Annotated in this window: 18 protein-coding genes; 17 read left to right on the top strand and 1 reads right to left on the bottom strand. The window is 71.1% G+C overall.

Translation table 11 applies throughout. From position 1 onward, the window contains the following. Window positions 1-17 precede the first annotated feature (17 nt). Entirely contained in the window at window positions 18-2,312 is a 2,295-nt protein-coding gene (locus K338_RS0100585; protein WP_022916237.1) for an MMPL family transporter, read from the bottom strand. Between the two features lie 33 nt (window positions 2,313-2,345). Between K338_RS0100585 and K338_RS0100590 the strand changes: the two genes are divergently transcribed. From K338_RS0100590 to nusB, 17 genes are all read left to right on the top strand, one after another. Then, window positions 2,346-3,692, top strand: coding sequence for a replication-associated recombination protein A (locus K338_RS0100590; RefSeq protein ID WP_022916238.1), 1,347 nt, complete (start codon window positions 2,346-2,348; stop codon window positions 3,690-3,692). Window positions 3,693-3,924: 232 nt separating this feature from the next. Next, on the top strand, window positions 3,925-4,551 hold the full coding sequence (gene rpsD, locus K338_RS0100595; protein ID WP_022916239.1) for a 30S ribosomal protein S4: 627 nt from the start codon (window positions 3,925-3,927) through the stop codon (window positions 4,549-4,551). 150 nt (window positions 4,552-4,701) lie between these two features. Continuing rightward, window positions 4,702-5,055, top strand: a complete 354-nt coding sequence (locus K338_RS0100600) for a DUF948 domain-containing protein (RefSeq protein ID WP_022916240.1) — start codon at window positions 4,702-4,704, stop codon at window positions 5,053-5,055. Next, window positions 5,052-5,408: a hypothetical protein gene (locus tag K338_RS0100605; RefSeq protein ID WP_022916241.1), complete on the top strand. Its 357-nt coding sequence runs from the start codon at window positions 5,052-5,054 to the stop codon at window positions 5,406-5,408. Before K338_RS0100600 ends, K338_RS0100605 begins: the two co-directional genes overlap by 4 nt. An 82-nt stretch (window positions 5,409-5,490) precedes the next feature. Then, the gene (alaS, locus tag K338_RS0100610) at window positions 5,491-8,199 is read left to right on the top strand and encodes an alanine--tRNA ligase (protein ID WP_022916242.1); all 2,709 of its coding nucleotides are present in this window, start codon (window positions 5,491-5,493) and stop codon (window positions 8,197-8,199) included. Further along, window positions 8,192-8,701 (top strand): Holliday junction resolvase RuvX, encoded by a 510-nt coding sequence (gene ruvX / locus K338_RS19645; RefSeq protein WP_022916243.1) that lies wholly within the window; start codon window positions 8,192-8,194, stop codon window positions 8,699-8,701. Before alaS ends, ruvX begins: the two co-directional genes overlap by 8 nt. Beyond that, window positions 8,698-9,861 (top strand): endolytic transglycosylase MltG, encoded by a 1,164-nt coding sequence (mltG, locus tag K338_RS19650; RefSeq protein ID WP_022916244.1) that lies wholly within the window; start codon window positions 8,698-8,700, stop codon window positions 9,859-9,861. The genes ruvX and mltG overlap by 4 nt, the downstream gene beginning before the upstream one ends. Beyond that, window positions 9,858-10,718 (top strand): shikimate dehydrogenase, encoded by an 861-nt coding sequence (locus K338_RS0100625; RefSeq protein ID WP_022916245.1) that lies wholly within the window; start codon window positions 9,858-9,860, stop codon window positions 10,716-10,718. Before mltG ends, K338_RS0100625 begins: the two co-directional genes overlap by 4 nt. A 128-nt stretch (window positions 10,719-10,846) precedes the next feature. Then, entirely contained in the window at window positions 10,847-11,506 is a 660-nt protein-coding gene (locus K338_RS19655; RefSeq protein WP_022916246.1) for a prepilin peptidase, read from the top strand. Between the two features lie 90 nt (window positions 11,507-11,596). Continuing rightward, on the top strand, window positions 11,597-12,814 hold the full coding sequence (aroC, locus tag K338_RS0100635) for a chorismate synthase (RefSeq protein WP_022916247.1): 1,218 nt from the start codon (window positions 11,597-11,599) through the stop codon (window positions 12,812-12,814). Further along, entirely contained in the window at window positions 12,811-13,350 is a 540-nt protein-coding gene (locus tag K338_RS0100640) for a shikimate kinase (protein ID WP_022916248.1), read from the top strand. The genes aroC and K338_RS0100640 overlap by 4 nt, the downstream gene beginning before the upstream one ends. Beyond that, window positions 13,347-14,432, top strand: a complete 1,086-nt coding sequence (gene aroB / locus K338_RS0100645; RefSeq protein WP_022916249.1) for a 3-dehydroquinate synthase — start codon at window positions 13,347-13,349, stop codon at window positions 14,430-14,432. Before K338_RS0100640 ends, aroB begins: the two co-directional genes overlap by 4 nt. Beyond that, window positions 14,429-14,920, top strand: coding sequence for a type II 3-dehydroquinate dehydratase (locus tag K338_RS0100650; protein ID WP_022916250.1), 492 nt, complete (start codon window positions 14,429-14,431; stop codon window positions 14,918-14,920). Before aroB ends, K338_RS0100650 begins: the two co-directional genes overlap by 4 nt. A gap of 76 nt (window positions 14,921-14,996) precedes the next feature. Next, window positions 14,997-15,614 (top strand): hypothetical protein, encoded by a 618-nt coding sequence (locus K338_RS0100655; RefSeq protein ID WP_022916251.1) that lies wholly within the window; start codon window positions 14,997-14,999, stop codon window positions 15,612-15,614. 5 nt (window positions 15,615-15,619) lie between these two features. Then, a complete protein-coding gene (locus K338_RS0100660) occupies window positions 15,620-16,018 on the top strand; it encodes a hypothetical protein (RefSeq protein ID WP_022916252.1) in 399 nt (132 codons plus the stop codon). A gap of 80 nt (window positions 16,019-16,098) precedes the next feature. After that, window positions 16,099-16,662, top strand: coding sequence for an elongation factor P (gene efp, locus K338_RS0100665; protein WP_022916253.1), 564 nt, complete (start codon window positions 16,099-16,101; stop codon window positions 16,660-16,662). Then, window positions 16,662-17,105 (top strand): transcription antitermination factor NusB, encoded by a 444-nt coding sequence (gene nusB / locus K338_RS0100670; RefSeq protein WP_022916254.1) that lies wholly within the window; start codon window positions 16,662-16,664, stop codon window positions 17,103-17,105. The genes efp and nusB overlap by 1 nt, the downstream gene beginning before the upstream one ends. The last annotated feature ends 1 nt before the right edge of the window (window position 17,106 follow it).

The raw sequence follows: 17,106 nt of genomic DNA on the forward strand, positions 1-17,106 counted from the left end.
GGTCGGTTGCGGGCCGGTCAGTGGTGGATGCCGAACCGCTGGTAGGCGCGGGCCAGTGGCTTGGGCGCCCACCAGTTGCGTCTGCCCAGCAGGGTCATCGTCGAGGGCACCAGCAGCATCCGCACCAACGTGGCATCGATCAGCACGGTCACCGCCAGGGCCACGCCGACCTCCTTGATCGGCAGCAGCTCTCCGGTGGCGAACCCGGCAAACACCACGATGATCACCAACGCCGCCGAGGTGATGATCCGCCCCGACCGCTGCAGCCCAGCGCTCACCGACGCCTCGTTGTCGCCCCGGTGGATGCCGCCCTGCCCACCGTCGTAGAACTCCTTGATCCGCGCGATGAGGAACACCTCGTAGTCCATCGCCAGGCCGAAGCCGAAGGCGACCACCACCGCCACCACGTAGGCCTCCAGGCCGCCGACCGGGGTGAAGCCGAACAGACCGGAGAGGTTCCCGTCCTGGAAGATCCAGGTCGTCAGGCCCAGCGATGCGCACAACGACAGGGCGTTGACGATCAACGCCTTCAGGGGCACCAGCAGCGAGCCGGTCATCAGGAACAGCAGCACGAACGTGGCCAGCACCACGATCCCGGCGGCCAGCGGGAGGCCCTCCAGGAGCGCTGCGGTGAAGTCCAGCTGGTTCGCCGCCTGGCCCATCACCCAGTGCTGGCTCGCCGGGGCCGGATCCAGGTCCCGGATACCGCGGACCACCTCGGTGGCCACCTCGCCGCCCGGGTCGTCGGTGTCGACGTGCACGCCGATCACCTGGTACTCCTCGTTCACCTCTTCGGCCACCTGAGCCCCGGTGACGTCCGGCAGCGTGGCGATCTCTTCGGCCACCGCGGTGGCCTCCTGCGTGCTGCCGGCCACCAGCACCTCGGCGGTCGGGGTGGCGAAAGCGGGGTACTGCTCCTCCAGCACGGTGAGGAACTCCCGCTGCTCCGTGCCCTCCGGCACCATCTCGGTGGTGGTGTTGCGCAGGCTGAGGCCCAGCAACGGGGAGGCGAGGAACACCAGCACTGCCGTCACGGCCAGCATCACCAGCCACGGGCGCCGCTGTACCCCGCCGGCGAGCCGGGAGAAGACCCCGTGGGTGGGCGCAGTCTCCCCGAGCGTGCCGAGCAGACGGCGCAGGCCCGGCACCTTCATCAGCAGCGGCGGGCGAAGCATGCGCCGGCCCCGCAGCCGCAGCAGCGCGGGCACCAGCGTGAGCGCCGAGGCCACGGCGATCACCACCACGGACACCCCGGCGGCGCCGAGCGACTTGAGGATCTCCGGTCGCAGCAGGAGCAGACCAGCGATCGCGATGGCCACGGTGAGGGCGGAGAACGTCACAGTACGACCCGCCGTCGACAGGGTGGTGCGCAGCGCACGTTCCACCACCGGATCCCGCCTGCGAGACCTGCGCCGGCTACGACGGCGCCGCTCACCGGGCACGGTGTCGGCCAGCTCGGCATCCACCTCGCGGCGGATCTCCTCGCGGTACCGGGAGACGATGAGCAGCCCGTAGTCGATGGACAGCCCCAGACCCAGCACCGTCACGACGTTCACCACCACCGAGTCCAGCTCGATCAGGTGGGAGAAGCCCAGCAGGGCGCCCAGACCGCCGGCGATGGAGGCGATCGCCCCGGCCAGCGGCATACCAGCGGCGAGGAAGCCCCCGAAGACGATCACCATCACCAGCAGCGAGATCGGCAGGGCCACCGCCTCCCCGCGGGTGAGGTCGCTCTGCATCTGGCTCACGATCGAGTCGGTGAGCAGGTCGTTGCTGGAGACCAGCACCCGGGCGTCGTCGCCGAGATCTCTCTCGAACGCGGTCAGGTGGTCGATCACCTGCTGCTCGGCGCTCGCCTCGGCACCTGCTCCGATCGCACCGTCCAGGGTGATGCTGATCAGGAAACCGTCCCCGTCCGCGGCCAGGAACGGGGCGGCCTGCTCGGAGTCCAGCCCGTCGGTGAAGACGAACGGGTCGGCGACCTGCTCCACTCCGTCGACGGCGACCAGCCGGGAGTGCGCGGTGGTGATCGCGCGCCCGGCGGCGCTCAGCTCCTCCTGGTCAGTCAGGTCTACCCCGCGCACGATCGCTGTGACCGTGGTGGGTTCCTCGGCGACCTCGGCCAGGATCTCACGCGCTTCCTGGCTCTCCGAGCCGGGGACGACCGGTTCGCCGGAGTGCAACCGGTCGAACAGGCCCTGGCCGCCGAATCCGGTCAGTGCCAGACCTCCGGTGACCGCGACCAGAACGATCCAGCAGAGCACTGTGAGCAGTGGGTGTCGGGCGATCGTGCGCCCCAGGCGATCGAACACGGACCAATCATGGCAGCCGCGTAGGCTGGGGTCGTGGATCTGTTCGAGTCCGCCGGTCAGGAGACCACCGGTGTGCCGCGCGCCTGGGACGCAGCCCCGCTGGCGGTACGGATGCGGCCGGCCGCGGCCGAGGAGGTGCTCGGCCAGGAGCACCTGCTCGAACCCGGTTCTCCGTTGCGGCGGCTGATCGAGCCGCCCCGGCCCGGGTCGCTGCCGCCGTCGTCCGTGGTGCTCTGGGGGCCACCGGGGACCGGGAAGACCACGTTGGCCTATCTGGTGGCCACCTCTTCTGGACGCCGGTTCGTGGAGCTGTCCGCCGTCACCGCTGGGGTGAAGGACGTGCGCACCGTCATCGAGGATGCCCGGCGCCGGCTGGCGACCTCTTCCGGTGAGACGGTGCTGTTCATCGACGAGGTGCACCGCTTCTCCAAGACCCAGCAGGATGCCCTGCTTCCGGCAGTGGAGAACCGGTGGGTGACGTTGATGGCAGCGACCACGGAGAACCCGTCGTTCTCGGTGATCTCGCCACTGTTGTCCCGGTCGATCATGCTCACCCTGCGGGCACTGACCGCTGGAGACCTGGACGCCCTGCTCACCCGGGCGTTGGCCGAGGAGCGGGGCCTGGGCGGGAAGATCGAGCTGGCCGAGGACGCGCGCGAATACCTGCTCCGGCTCGCTGGGGGTGACGCGCGCAAAGGCCTGACCATCCTGGAGGCTGCCGCCGGTACGGCGCTGGAGGCCGGGGCCGAGGAGATCACCCTGGACGCGATGGAGCAGGCGATCGACGTGGCGGCGGTCCGCTACGACAGGGCCGGGGACCAGCACTACGACGTGATCAGCGCCTTCATCAAGTCGATGCGCGGTAGTGACGTGGACGCGGCGCTGCACTACCTGGCGCGGATGGTGGTAGCCGGGGAAGATCCCCGGTTCATCGCCCGGCGGATCGTGATCGCCGCGGCCGAGGACGTCGGGATGGCCGACCCCACCGCACTGCAGACCGCGGTCGCCGCCGCCCAGGCAGTGGCACTGATCGGCATGCCGGAGGCTCGCATCATCCTGGCAGAGGCGGTGGTGCACGTGGCCAGCGCACCGAAGTCGAACGCTGCGTACACCGGGATCGACCAGGCGATCGCGGACGTGCGCGCCGGCAAGGCGGGACCGGTGCCGGCGCACCTGCGGGACGCGCACTACTCCGGAGCCAAGGACCTCGGGCACGGCACCGAGTACACCTACTCCCACGACGAGCCGCACGCTGTGGCCCGGCAGACCTACCTGCCCGAGGAGCTGGCCGAGGCCCGCTACTACCGGCCCACCGACCGCGGCTTCGAACGGACGCTGACCGAGCGGCTGGAGCGGGTACGGTCGCTCCTCGGCCGGTGAGCACCCAGGTGACGGCGCTCACGCTAGTCGCGGTGCTGCGATGGGATAGACTTACCGGGTTGCCCGACCGGGCACACCTGGGGTCTTAGCCGACGGCTCTGCCACCCACCGGCCACCTGCGTCAGCTGCGGGACGTCGCCGGCACGTGCAGACCAGGAGTCGACCCCATGCGTCCAGACGGCCTGCCAGCGCCGGGGACGTATGACGTGAAGGAAACGACAGGAAGAAGTTCATGGCTTCGAAGAATCGCACGCGCCGGCAGGTCCGGCTCTCCCGCGCCCTCGGGATCCCGCTGACCCCGAAGGCCGTCAAGTATTTCGAGAAGCGGCCCTACCCACCCGGTGAGCACGGTCGCGCTCGTCGCCGCACCGAGTCCGACTATGCCGTCCGGTTGAAGGAGAAGCAGCGGCTGCGCGCCCAGTACGGCCTGCGTGAGGCTCAGCTGCGCCGCGCCTTCGAGGAGGCCCGCCGCGAGGAGGGCCTGACCGGTGAGACCCTCGTGGAGAACCTGGAGACCCGCCTGGACGCCCTGGTGCTGCGCGCCGGGTTCGGGCGGACGATGGCCCAGGCGCGCCAGGCCGTGGTGCACCGGCACGTGCTGGTGGACGGCAAGCTGGTGGACCGCCCCTCGTTCCGGGTGAAGCCCGGCCAGGTGGTGCAGGTCAAGCCGCGCAGCCAGACGATGGTGCCGTTCCAGGTGGCCGCCGCCGGTGCGCACCGGGACGTGCTGCCCACAGTGCCGGAGTACCTGGACGTACAGCTGGAGAAGCTGAGCTTCGAGCTGGTGCGCCGCCCGAAGCGCGCCGAGGTCCCAGTGACCTGCGACGTGCAGCTGGTCGTCGAGCACTACTCGCGCTGACCTGACGTTCGACGCACGCCCCGGGGGACACCGCACACGGTTGTTGCCCGGGGCGCCGTCGTCGGTGCCACCGGCACCCCGTCCCGGGTAGGGTCACCTGTGGGCTGCCACACCGGCCGCCCATCCCAGACAGCAGGAGGAGCCACCGCCATGTCCATCGGCGACATTGCCGGACTCATCGCCGCGATCGCGTTCGTGCTGCTGGTCGGCGCCCTGGCCGTCCCGCTGCTGAAGCTTGGCAGAGTGATGGACGAGGCTCGTCGCAGCCTCGCCGAGGTCACTGAGCACACCATCCCGGTGATCGACGAGGCCGCGACCACGATCAGCTCCACCAACGGCCAGATCGCGAAGGTGGACACGGTCACCACTGCGGCGGCTGAGGTGTCCACGAACGTCTCCGCACTCACCTCGCTGGTGGCGGCGACCGTGGGGGCGCCATTGGTCAAGATGGCCGCGTTCTCGTTGGCGGTACGTGGGCTGTTCCGCAAGGAGAAGAAGTCGTGAAGCGGGCGGTGTGGATCGGGATCGGCGTAGTCGGCACCCTGGTGGTGCTCCGGCAGGTGGCCAAGGCGAACGAACGGTTCGGCGCCGTCGCCAAGCTGACCAGCCCCTCGGGGATCGCCGAGTCGATCACCTCGCTGGCCGTGGCGGCCAAGGAGCTGGGGGAGCAGGTGCGCACCAGCATGGCGGAGAACGAGGCTGCGTTGCTGGAGGCGCTGGTGCCGAGCGAGGAGGAGCTGGCCCGCGCCCGCGACGTGCGCGCCCGGCACCGTTCCGCTGCCGCCGAGGACCGGCCCGCGGCGGAGGACCCGTTCGCCGCCCCGGACGTGTACCCCGAGGACGACTGGTCCGGCTGAACCGCTGCGCCGAATGCCTCGGCCGGCGACGGCCAGCTGCCCTGACTGCCCCGAACCTGCTATCCGAACAGACGAGACCTGAATGCGTACCGCAGAGATCCATCGCCGCTGGCTGACCTACTTCTCCGAGCGCGGGCACACGGTGGTGCCCAGTGCCTCGCTGGTGTCCCCGGATCCGTCGATCCTGTTCACCATCGCCGGCATGGTGCCGTTCATCCCGTACATCGTGGGCACGGAGAAGGCGCCGTGGCCGCGGGCGGTCAGTGTGCAGAAGTGCATCCGCACCAACGACATCGAGAACGTGGGCAAGACCACCCGGCACGGCACGTTCTTCCAGATGGCGGGGAACTTCTCCTTCGGGGACTACTTCAAAGAAGGTGCGATCGACTTCTCCTGGGAGCTGCTCACCACCCCGCAGGCCGAGGGCGGCTATGGCCTGGACCCCGAGCGGTTGTGGTTCACGCTGTGGGAGGAGGACGGTGAGTCCTACGAGCACGTGACCCGGGTGATCGGCCTGGATCCGGCTCGGATCGTGCGGCTGCCGTGGTCGGAGAGCTGCTGGGACACCGGACAGCCCGGTCCGGCCGGCTCCACGGGGGAGTGGCACTACGACCGCGGACCCGAGTTCGGCCCGGAGGCCACCGGCGGGACGGTCGCGAAGTGGCCCGCCGACGAGCGCAGCGAGGACCGGTACATCGAGATCTGGAACCTGGTCTTCGACCAGTTCCTGCGGGGTGAGGGTCAGGGCACCGACTACCCGTTGCTCGGTGAGCTGGACCAGCGGGCGATCGACACCGGGATGGGTGTGGAGCGGCTCGCCTACCTGCTGCAGGGCAAGAACAACATGTACGAGATCGACCAGTCCTTCGGGGTGATCGAGACGGCCAGCCAGCTCAGCGGCCGCGGCTACGCGAGCGGGCAGGAGTCCGACGACATCCACCTGCGGATCGTCGGGGACCACTTACGTTCGGCGCTGATGCTCATCGGCGACGGCGTCCGCCCGGGCAACGACGGACGCGGTTACGTGCTGCGGCGGCTGATCCGCCGCGCGGTGCGCTCGATGCGGCTGCTCGGCGTGGACGAACCGGCGATGCCGCACCTGCTACCGGTCTCCAAGGACGCGATGCGGGAGGTGTACCCGGAGCTGGAGCAGAACTTCGCCACCATCTCCCAGGTGGCCTACGAGGAGGAGGAGGCGTTCCGGCGCACGCTCTCCTCGGGCACCACGATCCTGGACACTGCCGTGAAGCGGGCAAAATCGGGTGGCGGGTCGCCCGTGCTGGGCGGCGACGACGCGTTCGCGCTGCACGACACCTACGGCTTCCCGATCGACCTCACCCTGGAGATGGCGGCCGAGCAGGGCGTGCAGGTGGACGAGGCCCGGTTCCGGACCCTGATGGCCGAGCAACGTCAGCGCGCCCGGGCCGATGCGCTGAAGAAGAAGACCGGGCACGTAGACGTGGCGGTCTACCACGACTTCCTCACCCGCCTGGAGGGCGGTGACACCTTCCTCGGCTACACCGACGACACTGTCTCGGCCCGGGTGGTCGGCCTGGTGGTGGACGGCGCCGCGGCTCCGGTGGCGCATGCCCCCGCGGACGTCGAGGTGATCCTGGACCAGACGCCGTTCTACGCGGAGGCTGGTGGCCAGCTCGCCGACCAGGGCACGATCAGCCTGGCCAGCGGCGGCATCGTGGACGTGGCAGATGTGCAGTCCCCGGTGAAGGGACTGCACGTGCACCGCGGCCGGCTGACCGAGGGCAGCATCGCTCTGGACGAGGTGGCGGTCGCCCAGATCGACACCGACCGCCGGCACGCGATCGCCCGCGCGCACACCGCCACGCACATGGTGCACAAGGCGCTGCACGAGTTCCTCGGCGAGCAGGCCACCCAGGCCGGCTCGGAGAACGCACCGTCCCGGCTGCGGTTCGACTTCCGGCACGGATCGGCAGTACCGGCCTCGGTGATCGGGGAGATCGACCAGCGGGTGAACGAGCGGCTCGCGGACGACCTGGACGTCACCGACGAGACCATGGACCTGGACACCGCCCTCGCCCAGGGTGCGATGGCCCTGTTCGGCCAGAAGTACGGCAACCGGGTGCGGGTGGTCTCCATCGGCGGCGACTGGTCCAAGGAGCTGTGTGCCGGCACGCATGTGCAGCGCAGCGGCCAGCTCGGGCTGGTCACTGTGCTCGGGGAGTCCTCGATCGGCTCCGGGGTGCGGCGCATCGACGCCCTGGTGGGCCAGGGGGCCTACGACCACCAGGCGAAGGCGCACGCCCTGGTCGGCCAGCTCTCCCAGCTGGTGGGGGTGCGCGGCGAGGAGCTTCCGGAGCGTATCGGCGGGCTGCTCACCCGTCTGAAGGATGCGGAGAAGGAGCTGGCGACCTTGCGGCAGGGTCAGCTGCTCGCTCGTGCCGGTGAGCTGGCTGGCGCCGCCGAGCGCCGCGGACCGGTCCGGTTCGTCGGTGCGGTCGTCGACGGCGTAGCGGGCGCGGACGACCTGCGTAGCCTGGCTCTGGACGTACGCCAGCGGCTGGGTGCCACAGAACCAGCCGTGGTGGTGCTCGGCGGGGTGGTCAAGGACCGTCCGGTGGTGGTCGCCGCCACGAACGAGCCGGCCCGGGGGGCTGGGGTCAAGGCTGGCGCCCTGGTCCGCACCGCCGCTGGACGTCTCGGCGGGGGCGGCGGCGGGAAGGACGACGTCGCCCAGGGGGGCGGAACCGACACGGGGGCACTGCCGGCCGCAGTGGCGGCAGTCGGGGCCGACCTGGACGGCGCTGGTGCCTGAGCTCCGACGCGGCGTCCGCCTGGCCGTCGACGTCGGCACGGTCCGTATCGGCGTGGCCCGGTGCGATGCCGGCGGGATTCTCGCCACACCGGTGCGAACGGTCTCCCGGAAGGGCCCTGAGGAGGGGCTCACCGAGCTCGCGGAGCTGGTGCGTGAGCACGAGCCGATCGAGGTGATCGTCGGGTTGCCACGGAGCCTGCACGGGGGCGAGGGTTCGGCAGCAGAGGCGGTTCGGGCGTATTCTGGGAGATTGAGCCGCGCCATCGACCCGGTTCCGGTGCGTCTGGTGGACGAGCGACTGACCACAGTTTCCGCTCATCAGGCGTTGCACGCCGCGGGCCGCAGCAGCAGGAAGCACCGGTCGGTCGTGGACCAGGTAGCGGCCGTGATGATCTTGCAAGCAGCACTTGACAGCGAACGCAACAGCGGCAGGCCGCCGGGCGCACCGCTCGACGCGCACACCGGTACCGCAGACCCCGAGACCGAGGAGGATCGCAGGTGACGGACCTCTTCGACCACCCCCGAGAGGTGGCCGACGACACGGCCTCCGAGCAGTCCGCCGAGACACAACGACGGTCCGAGCGCCGTCGCCGGGCCAAGCGCCGGGCGCAGCGCCGCCGGAACGCCATCTCCTTCGCGGTGATGATCATCGCACTCGCCCTCCTCGTGGGCGGTGCCTGGGTCCTCGTGCGACCGCTGCTGACCCCGGACGACGGACCCACCACGGTCAGCGACTACCCAGGCCCTGGGCACGGCGAGGTGCAGGTGGTCATCGAGGACGGGGCGAGCGGGGGACAGATCGCCGAAACCCTGGTGGATGCGAACGTGGTCGCGACCAGTGGTGCGTTCATCTCCGCGTTCAACGCCAACCCGGACTCCGCCTCGATCCAGCCGGGCACCTATGCGTTGCAGGAGGAGATGCGCGCTGCGGACGCGGTCCGCGCCCTGCTCGACCCGGCCTCCCGTGCGGACATGGTGATCACTGTCCCCGAAGGTGTCGAAGCGGCAGACATCTACGAACGGATCGCCACCCAGCTCCAGGTGGATGTCGACGACGTGCAGGAGGCCACCGACGAGGTCGCCGCCGACTACCTGCCCGAGGAGGCCGACGGCAACATCGAGGGCTGGCTGCAGGCCTCCACCTACAACATCCACCCCGATGACACGCCACGCTCGATCCTGGAGACGATGGTGGACCGCACGGTGGCCACGCTGGACGACCTGGACGTCCCCCACGAGCAGCGCGAGGAGATGCTGAACATCGCCTCGATCATCGAGGCCGAGGTGGTGCTGCCCGAGGACCGCGGGAGGGTGGCCCGGGTGGTGGAGAACCGGCTGGCCGGCTGCAGCGGCGACCGCACGATCGGGATGGATTCCACGCTGGCCTACGGTCTGGGCATCCCTGCCGGTGAGATCACCAAGGCGCAGTGGAACGACGCGAGCCTGCCGTACAACACCCGCGAGGTACCGGGCCTGCCGCCCACGCCGATCAACTCCCCGGGACGGGCCTCGCTCGAGGCGGCCCTGGACCCGCCTGAGGGCGACTGGTGCTACTTCATCACCGTGAACCTCGACACTGGGGAGACCCGGTTCGCGGAGACGATCGAGGAGCACAACGAGAACAAGGCGCTCTATCGCGAGTGGCTCGAGGAGAACCGGTGACCGCACCCGCTCCTCGCCGCGCCGCCGTGCTCGGGCACCCGGTCGCGCACTCGCTCTCCCCGGTGCTGCACCGGGCCGCCTACACCGAGCTCGGCCTGCAGGACTGGGAGTACCAGCGCCACGACGTCGACACGGACGAGCTCGCCGGTTTCCTCGCCACCCTGGACGACTCCTGGGCGGGGCTGAGCCTGACCATGCCGCTCAAGCACGTCTCGCTCACCCTCGCCGACCACGTGGAGCCGTTGGCGGAGGTGGTCGGCGCGGTGAACACGCTGCTGCGGTCGGCCGGCGGGCTGCTGATCGGTGCGAACACGGACGTCTATGGCATCGTCGCCAGTCTTCGCGAGGTGCTGCCGCCCGGTGCGCAGCCCCGCAGCGCTGTGGTCGTCGGTGCCGGAGCGACCGCGAGCTCCACGCTCGCCGCACTGGGCGAGCTCGGTATCCACGACCCGCTGGTGCTCGCTCGTTCGCTGTCCCGGACCGGACCGGTGCGGGTGGCCGCCAGCCGGATGGGCGTCGAACCGGAGTTCCTCGCCCTGGACGCCCGGCAGGTTCCCGACCGGCTGCGCACTGCGGACATCGTGGTGCTCACGCTGCCGGAGGGTGCCGCGGACCCGCTCACCGAGCACCTGGCCGGCCACACGCTGCGGCCCGACCAGGTCCTGCTGGACGTGGTCTACGCCGGCTGGCCGACCATGATGGCCGCCGCCTGGTCGCAAGCGGGCGGCGTGATCGCCCCGGGCTACCTGATGCTGCTGCACCAGGCGGGGGAGCAGGTGCGGCTGATGACCGGGTACGAGGCGCCGGTGGAGGCGATGCGCGAAGCGCTGCTGGCCGCGCTCGCCGCGCGCGTCTGATCGACGCCTGGCACAGGTCACAGACTGGCGCACGGTGGTCGTCCGCACCCTCGCACCGCAGCCACAGCACACCGGCGAGCATCCACAACCACCCCCGCGCCAGACCGCAGCCCTGCCAGACTGTCCAGATGTCGTCAGCGCTGCTCACCTCGCTGCCGCTTGCTCTCGTGTGCGCCGCGGCCGCCACGCTGCCGGCCTGGGCCGGCACTCCGACACTGGACCGGCTGGTCGGCCGGCGCACCGTCTGGACCGCCCGAGGCACGCACCTGGTGCTCGCCGCCCTCGGCGGCCTGGCCGCCGGCCTGCGTGGCCAGGGACCGGGTGAGGTCATCGCCCTGGTAGGCACCGCCGTCGGGCTGGCCCTGCTGGTGACCGCGGACCTGGCTGTGCACCGGCTGCCGGACCGGCTCACCCTGCCCACCGCACTGTGGGTAGGTGGCTGCTGGCTGGCGCTGTGCGTGGCGGGGGCTCCGTGGGCGGGCCTGGGGCGGGCGCTGCTCGCGGGCACGGCACTCGGTGTCGGGTTCCTGCTGCTCTGCCTGCTCACCCCAGGCGCGATCGGCCTGGGTGATGCGAAGCTCGCTGCCGTGCTCGGGCTGCTGCTGGGCTGGTTCGGGTGGGCGGAGGTGCTCACCGCGGTCGCAGGTTCCTTCGTGCTGGGTGGGCTGTTCGCGACCGGGCTGCTGCTGGCCCGCCGCGCGACCCGACGCACCGCGGTGGCGTTCGGGCCGTGGCTGGTCGCCGGCGGGGTGCTCGCCCTGGGCTGGGCACCGGTGCTGCTCGGCTGACCCGAGCATCCGGCTCGCGGGCCGGCAGGGCCCTGTCTGCCACCCGGACGCTGCTGCCGGAGGCGCCGGTGAGCGTGGGAGGATGGACACATGCTCAGATGGTTGACCGCAGGGGAGTCCCACGGCCCGGCCGTGCTCGGTGTGCTCGAAGGCCTGCCCGCCGGGGTGCAGATCACCACCCAGGACGTCGCTGACGCCCTCGCCCGCCGCCGGCTCGGCTACGGCCGCGGGGCGCGGATGAAGTTCGAGCAGGACCAGGTGCGCATCCTCGGCGGGGTGCGGCACGGGCTGACCATGGGTGGCCCGGTGGCGATCGAGATCGGCAACACCGAGTGGCCGAAGTGGGAGCAGGTGATGGCCGCCGACCCGGTGGACGCCGCCGTGCTGCAGGTCGACGCCGGCACCGGGGACGCTCGCGAGCAGGCGCGGAACAAGCCGCTCACCCGGCCCCGGCCCGGGCATGCGGACCTGACCGGGATGACCAAGTACCACCTGGACGACGCCCGCCCGGTGCTGGAGCGGGCCTCTGCCCGGGAGACCGCCACCCGGGTGGCCCTCGGCCGCGTCGCGGCCGCTCTGCTTTCCCAGGCTGCGGGGGTCGAGCTGGTCTCGCACGTGGTCCAGGTCGGTCCGGTGGCCGTGCCCGACGGCGCAGCTCGCCCGGGTCCGGGCGACGTCGCCGGGCTCGATGCGGACCCGGTCCGTTGCTTCGACAGCGCCACGTCTGCGCAGATGGTCGCCGAGATCGACGATGCGAAGAAGTCCGGCGACACCCTCGGCGGGGTGGTGGAGGTGCTGGCCTACCACCTGCCGCCTGGGCTGGGCAGCTATGTGCACTCCGACCGCCGCCTGGATGCCCGCCTTGCCGGTGCGCTGATGAGCATCCAGGCGATCAAGGGTGTGGAGGTCGGCGACGGGTTCCGCACGGCCGCCCGGCGCGGCTCGGTCGCCCACGACGAGATCGTCCGCGGCTCCGACGGGCGCCTGCACCGGCAGACGAACCGTGCCGGCGGTATCGAGGGCGGGATGAGCAACGGCGAGCCGGTCGCGGTGCGCGCCGCGCTGAAGCCGATCTCCACCGTGCCTCGCGCCCTGGCAACTGTGGACGTGACCAGCGGGGAACCCGCCACCGCGCTGCACCAACGCTCCGACGTGTGCGCCATCGCACCAGCGGCAGTGGTCGCCGAGGCGATGGTGGCGCTGGTGCTCGCCCAGGCGCTGCTGGAGAAGTGCGGTGGGGACTCGGTGACCGAGACCGCCCGCAACCTGGCCGGGTACCTGGAGCAGATCCCGGAGCAGATGCGATGACCCGGCCACGTCTGATCCTCATCGGCCCGCCCGGCGCCGGCAAGTCGACTGTGGGCCAGCTGCTCGCCGAGGTCTGGGACGTCACCTACCGGGACACCGACTCCGATGTGGAGGCCGCGGTGGGCAGCAGCATCCCGGACGTGTTCCTGGACCACGGCGAGGACTACTTCCGGGCCCGGGAACGGGAAGCGGTGCAGCGCGCGCTGGCCGAGCACGACGGCGTCCTGGCGCTGGGCGGGGGAGCGGTGCTGCACGCCGACACCCAGGCCGACCTGGCCGGGCACAGGGTGGTGTTCCTGGACGTGACGCTCACCGATGCGACCAAACGGGTCGGCCTGGCCCGCAGCCGGCCGCTGCTGGTCGGCAGCCCGCGCCGGCAGTGGCAGCTGCTGATGGAGGCCCGGCGACCGATCTACGAGCGGCTCGCGACCGCCGTCGTGCTCACCGACGGGCTGAGCCCGGAGCAGGTGCGCGAAGCGGTGCTGGCCGCACTGCACGATCCGGCCACGACCGGCGCTAGCGAGGAGCAACGATGACCACTGCGCTGACCGTCCCGGTGCAAGCGGAGCGGGACTATGACGTGGTGATCGGCCGGGGTGTGCGCCGCCGGCTCACCGAGCTGCTGCCCGCGGGGGTGCGGGTGTTCCTGCTGCACCCGCCGGCCCTGGCGGACGCAGTGGACACTGTTGCCGCCACGCTGGCCGATGCCGGCCACCAGGTGCTGCGGCACTGCACCCCGGACGGGGAGGAGGCGAAGACCGCTCTGGTGGCCACCGAGTGCTGGGCCGAGCTGGGTCGGGCCTCCTTCACCCGGGACGACGTGATCGTCGGCATCGGCGGCGGTGCCACCACCGACCTGGCCGGGTTCATCGCAGCGAGCTGGCTGCGCGGGGTGCAGGTGATCCACGTACCGACCACGCTGCTGGGCATGGTGGACGCCGCCGTGGGCGGCAAGACCGGGATCAACACCGGAGAAGGGAAGAACCTGGTCGGCGCGTTCCACTCCCCGCTGGCGGTGCTGTGCGACCTGGACTGGTTGAGCACGTTGCCCGCCGCCGACCTGCGTGCCGGTGCGGCGGAGATCGTCAAGTGCGGGTTCATCGCCGACCCGGCCATCCTGGCAGCGTTCGAGGCAGGTCCCGCAGCGGCGATCGACCCGACCGGTGACGTGCTCGCCGACCTGGTCCGCCGCGCGGTGGCGGTCAAGGCCGATGTGGTCTCCACCGACCTGCGCGAAGCCGGCCGGCGGGAGATCCTCAACTACGGGCACACGCTCGCACACGCGATCGAGCATCACGAGCAGTTCCGCTGGCGGCACGGGGACGCGGTCTCGGTGGGGCTGGTGTATGCCGCCGAGCTGGCCGGGCGGGCCGGGATGCTGGGGTCCGCCGTGGTGGCCCGGCACCGGGACATCCTGACCAGCCTCGGCCTGCCCACGACCTACCGCAGCGGTGCCTGGCCGGCGCTGCGGGAGGCGATGGGCCGGGACAAGAAGGCCCGCGGTGCCACGCTGCGGTTCGTGGTGCTCACCGACGTGGCCGCCCCCACCAGGTTGGAGGACCCGGCCGAGGAGCTGCTGCAGGACGCCTACACCGCGATCAGCGAGGAGCCGCGATGACCGACAGCACAACCGCCGACACCGTGGCCGCCGACACCCCGGCCGCACCGGTGCTGGTGCTCAACGGCCCGAACCTGGGCCGCCTGGGCACGCGGGAACCGGATGTCTACGGCCACCTCGACCACGCCGGTCTGACCGAGCAGGTGCGCCGCTGGGCCGGCGAGCTCGGTCTGAGCGTGGACGTGCGGCAGAGTGACGACGAGACCGAGCTGGTGCACTGGTTGCACGAAGCGGTCGACGCCGGTGCGGACGTGGTGCTCAACCCGGCTGCGTTCACGCACTACTCCTACGCGCTGCGGGACGCCGCCGCCCAGGTGACCACGGCGGGGCTGCGCCTGGTGGAGGTGCACCTGACCAACCCGGCCACCCGGGAGACGTTCCGGCACACCTCGGTGATCAGCGGGGTGGCCACCGGCACGATCGCCGGGTTCGGGGCAGCGTCCTACCGGCTCGCGCTGTCCGCGCTGGTCGGCTCGCAGAACGACTGAGCCCAACGCCCCCTTGATCCCCGCAGATCAAGTATTACGGCTTGATTGTCATAGATCAAGGCTCTACTATAGACGCATGTTCGTCATCACTGCGGACCAGGACGCCTCCCGCCGTTCCGGGGAGCACGTGGACGCACTGCTGGGGTCGCTCGCCGACCTGATCGAAGTTGAGGAGCTACCCGGCGTGCTCCGCCCGTTCGAGCGCACAGTCGGCGACGAGGTGCAGGCCGTGCTCACCGATGCCGCCACCACGGTCACCCTCACCCTGCACCTGCAACGGCTGCAGGAGTGGAGCGTGGGTATCGGCGTGGGGGAGGTCGAGCACCTGGCACCGAGCTCGCGGGCATCGTCCGGGCCGGTGTTCATCTACGCCCGGGAAGCGGTGGAGCGGGCTGCGGGCCGCACTGTGCCCGCACCGGTCGCAGTGGTCGGCCCCGACCCGGAGCGGGCCACGGAGGCCGAGGCGCTGCTGCAGCTGATGGCTGCCGTGGTGCGCCGGCGCAGCGACGCCGGCTGGCAGATGATCGATGCCCGCCGCACCGCACCGACCGCCCGCGAGGCCGCTGCCGCGGTCGGCATCTCCCCGCAGGCGGCGAGCCAGCGGCTGCAGGCGGCGCTGTGGGAGGAGGTCCGCGGAGTCGAGCCGTTGGCGGCGGGTCTGCTCCGCGCGATGGACCCCGACGGGGCAGGATGACCGGTATGCACACGCTGTGGACCGTGCTGGTCGTCATCGCGGCGCTGGCGCTGGCTGCCGGCGCCGGGGCGCCGCTGACCGCCGGCATCCTGCGCTGGGCGGACCGTCGCCGAGACCGTGGCGAGGAGGAGGGCGCGGAGCAGGTCGACGCCGGCGAGATCCTGCGCGGCGGGCTGTGGATCGGCATCCTGGAGCGTCTTGCCGTGGCCGGCTGCATCCTGCTCGCCTACCCGGCCGGTATCGCCGTGGTGGTGGCGATCAAGGGCCTGGGCCGGTTCTCCACCCTGCGCGACGAACCCTCCTCCGGGGTCTCCGAACGCTTCCTGGTGGGCACGCTCACCTCCTACCTGTGGGCTGCCGCCGTCGCCGTGGCAGCGGTGGGGGTGCTCGGGGCGATACCCTGAGTGCCGCACAGCAACCCACCGGCGCGGGCGCCCCACACCCTTCGGACCGCCCCGCCCCGCACACCCAGCAAAGGAAGCCCGTGGCAACGACCAACGACCTGAAGAACGGCATGGTGCTCGTCATCGACGGACAGCTCTGGTCCGTGGTGGAGTTCCAGCACGTGAAGCCGGGCAAGGGGCCGGCGTTCGTGCGCACCAAGCTGAAGGGCGTGACCTCCGGGAAGGTGGTCTCCAAGACGTTCAACGCCGGTGTGAAGGTCGAGACCGCGAACGTGGACCGCCGGGACATGCAGTACCTGTACAACGACGGCACCGGCTTCGTGTTCATGGACACTGTCGACTACGAGCAGCTCACCGTGCCCGAGGACGTGGTGGGCGAGGCCGCCAACTTCCTCCTCGAGGGCTCCGAGGCCATCGTCGCGATGCACGACGGCCTCCCGCTGTACCTGGACATGCCCGCCTCGGTGGTCATGGAGATCACGCACACCGACCCGGGTCTGCAGGGCGACCGTTCCTCGGCGGGCACCAAGCCGGCCACGATCGAGACCGGCTACCAGATCCAGGTCCCACTGTTCCTGGAGACCGGTACGAAGGTGAAGGTGGACACCCGCTCCGGTGAGTACCTCGGCCGCGTGAACGACTAGTGCCGGCACGCTCCAGAGCACGCAAGCGCGCGGTCGACATCCTCTACGAGGCGGACCAGCGCAGCGGGGCCAGCACCGCCGACGACCGGCCGGTGACCCCGGCCTCCGTCCTGGCCGAACGGTTGCTGCACCCGGGTGCGCAGACAGCGGTCCCGGGCTACGCCGTCGAGATCGTGGAGGGCGTGGTGGCGCACACCGAACGCATCGACGAGGTGCTCGCCACGTTCTCCCAGGGCTGGACGCTGGACCGGATGCCGGCGGTGGACCGGGCGATCCTACGGATGGGCGCCTGGGAGGTCCTCTACAACCACGACGTGGACGACGCGGTGGCCATCGACGAGGCGGTGACCCTCGCCAAGGAGCTGTCGACCGACTCCTCGCCCGACTTCGTGAACGGGCTCCTCGGCCGCATCTCCGACCTGGGTTCGGCACTGGTGGAGTGAG

The sequence above is a fragment of the Ruania albidiflava DSM 18029 genome, assembly GCF_000421225.1.
Lineage (GTDB): Bacteria > Actinomycetota > Actinomycetes > Actinomycetales > Beutenbergiaceae > Ruania > Ruania albidiflava.

Excerpts from the sequence above, each read along its gene's own strand:
- K338_RS19655 (WP_022916246.1), top strand. The coding sequence starts at position 10,847 with ATGTCGTCAGCGCTGCTCACCTCGCTGCCGCTTGCTCTCGTGTGCGCC.
- alaS (WP_022916242.1), top strand. The coding sequence starts at position 5,491 with ATGCGTACCGCAGAGATCCATCGCCGCTGGCTGACCTACTTCTCCGAG.
- aroC (WP_022916247.1), top strand. The coding sequence starts at position 11,597 with ATGCTCAGATGGTTGACCGCAGGGGAGTCCCACGGCCCGGCCGTGCTC.
- rpsD (WP_022916239.1), top strand. The coding sequence starts at position 3,925 with ATGGCTTCGAAGAATCGCACGCGCCGGCAGGTCCGGCTCTCCCGCGCC.
- K338_RS0100640 (WP_022916248.1), top strand. The coding sequence starts at position 12,811 with ATGACCCGGCCACGTCTGATCCTCATCGGCCCGCCCGGCGCCGGCAAG.
- K338_RS0100660 (WP_022916252.1), top strand. The coding sequence starts at position 15,620 with ATGCACACGCTGTGGACCGTGCTGGTCGTCATCGCGGCGCTGGCGCTG.
- K338_RS0100650 (WP_022916250.1), top strand. The coding sequence starts at position 14,429 with ATGACCGACAGCACAACCGCCGACACCGTGGCCGCCGACACCCCGGCC.
- K338_RS0100655 (WP_022916251.1), top strand. The coding sequence starts at position 14,997 with ATGTTCGTCATCACTGCGGACCAGGACGCCTCCCGCCGTTCCGGGGAG.
- K338_RS0100600 (WP_022916240.1), top strand. The coding sequence starts at position 4,702 with ATGTCCATCGGCGACATTGCCGGACTCATCGCCGCGATCGCGTTCGTG.
- aroB (WP_022916249.1), top strand. The coding sequence starts at position 13,347 with ATGACCACTGCGCTGACCGTCCCGGTGCAAGCGGAGCGGGACTATGAC.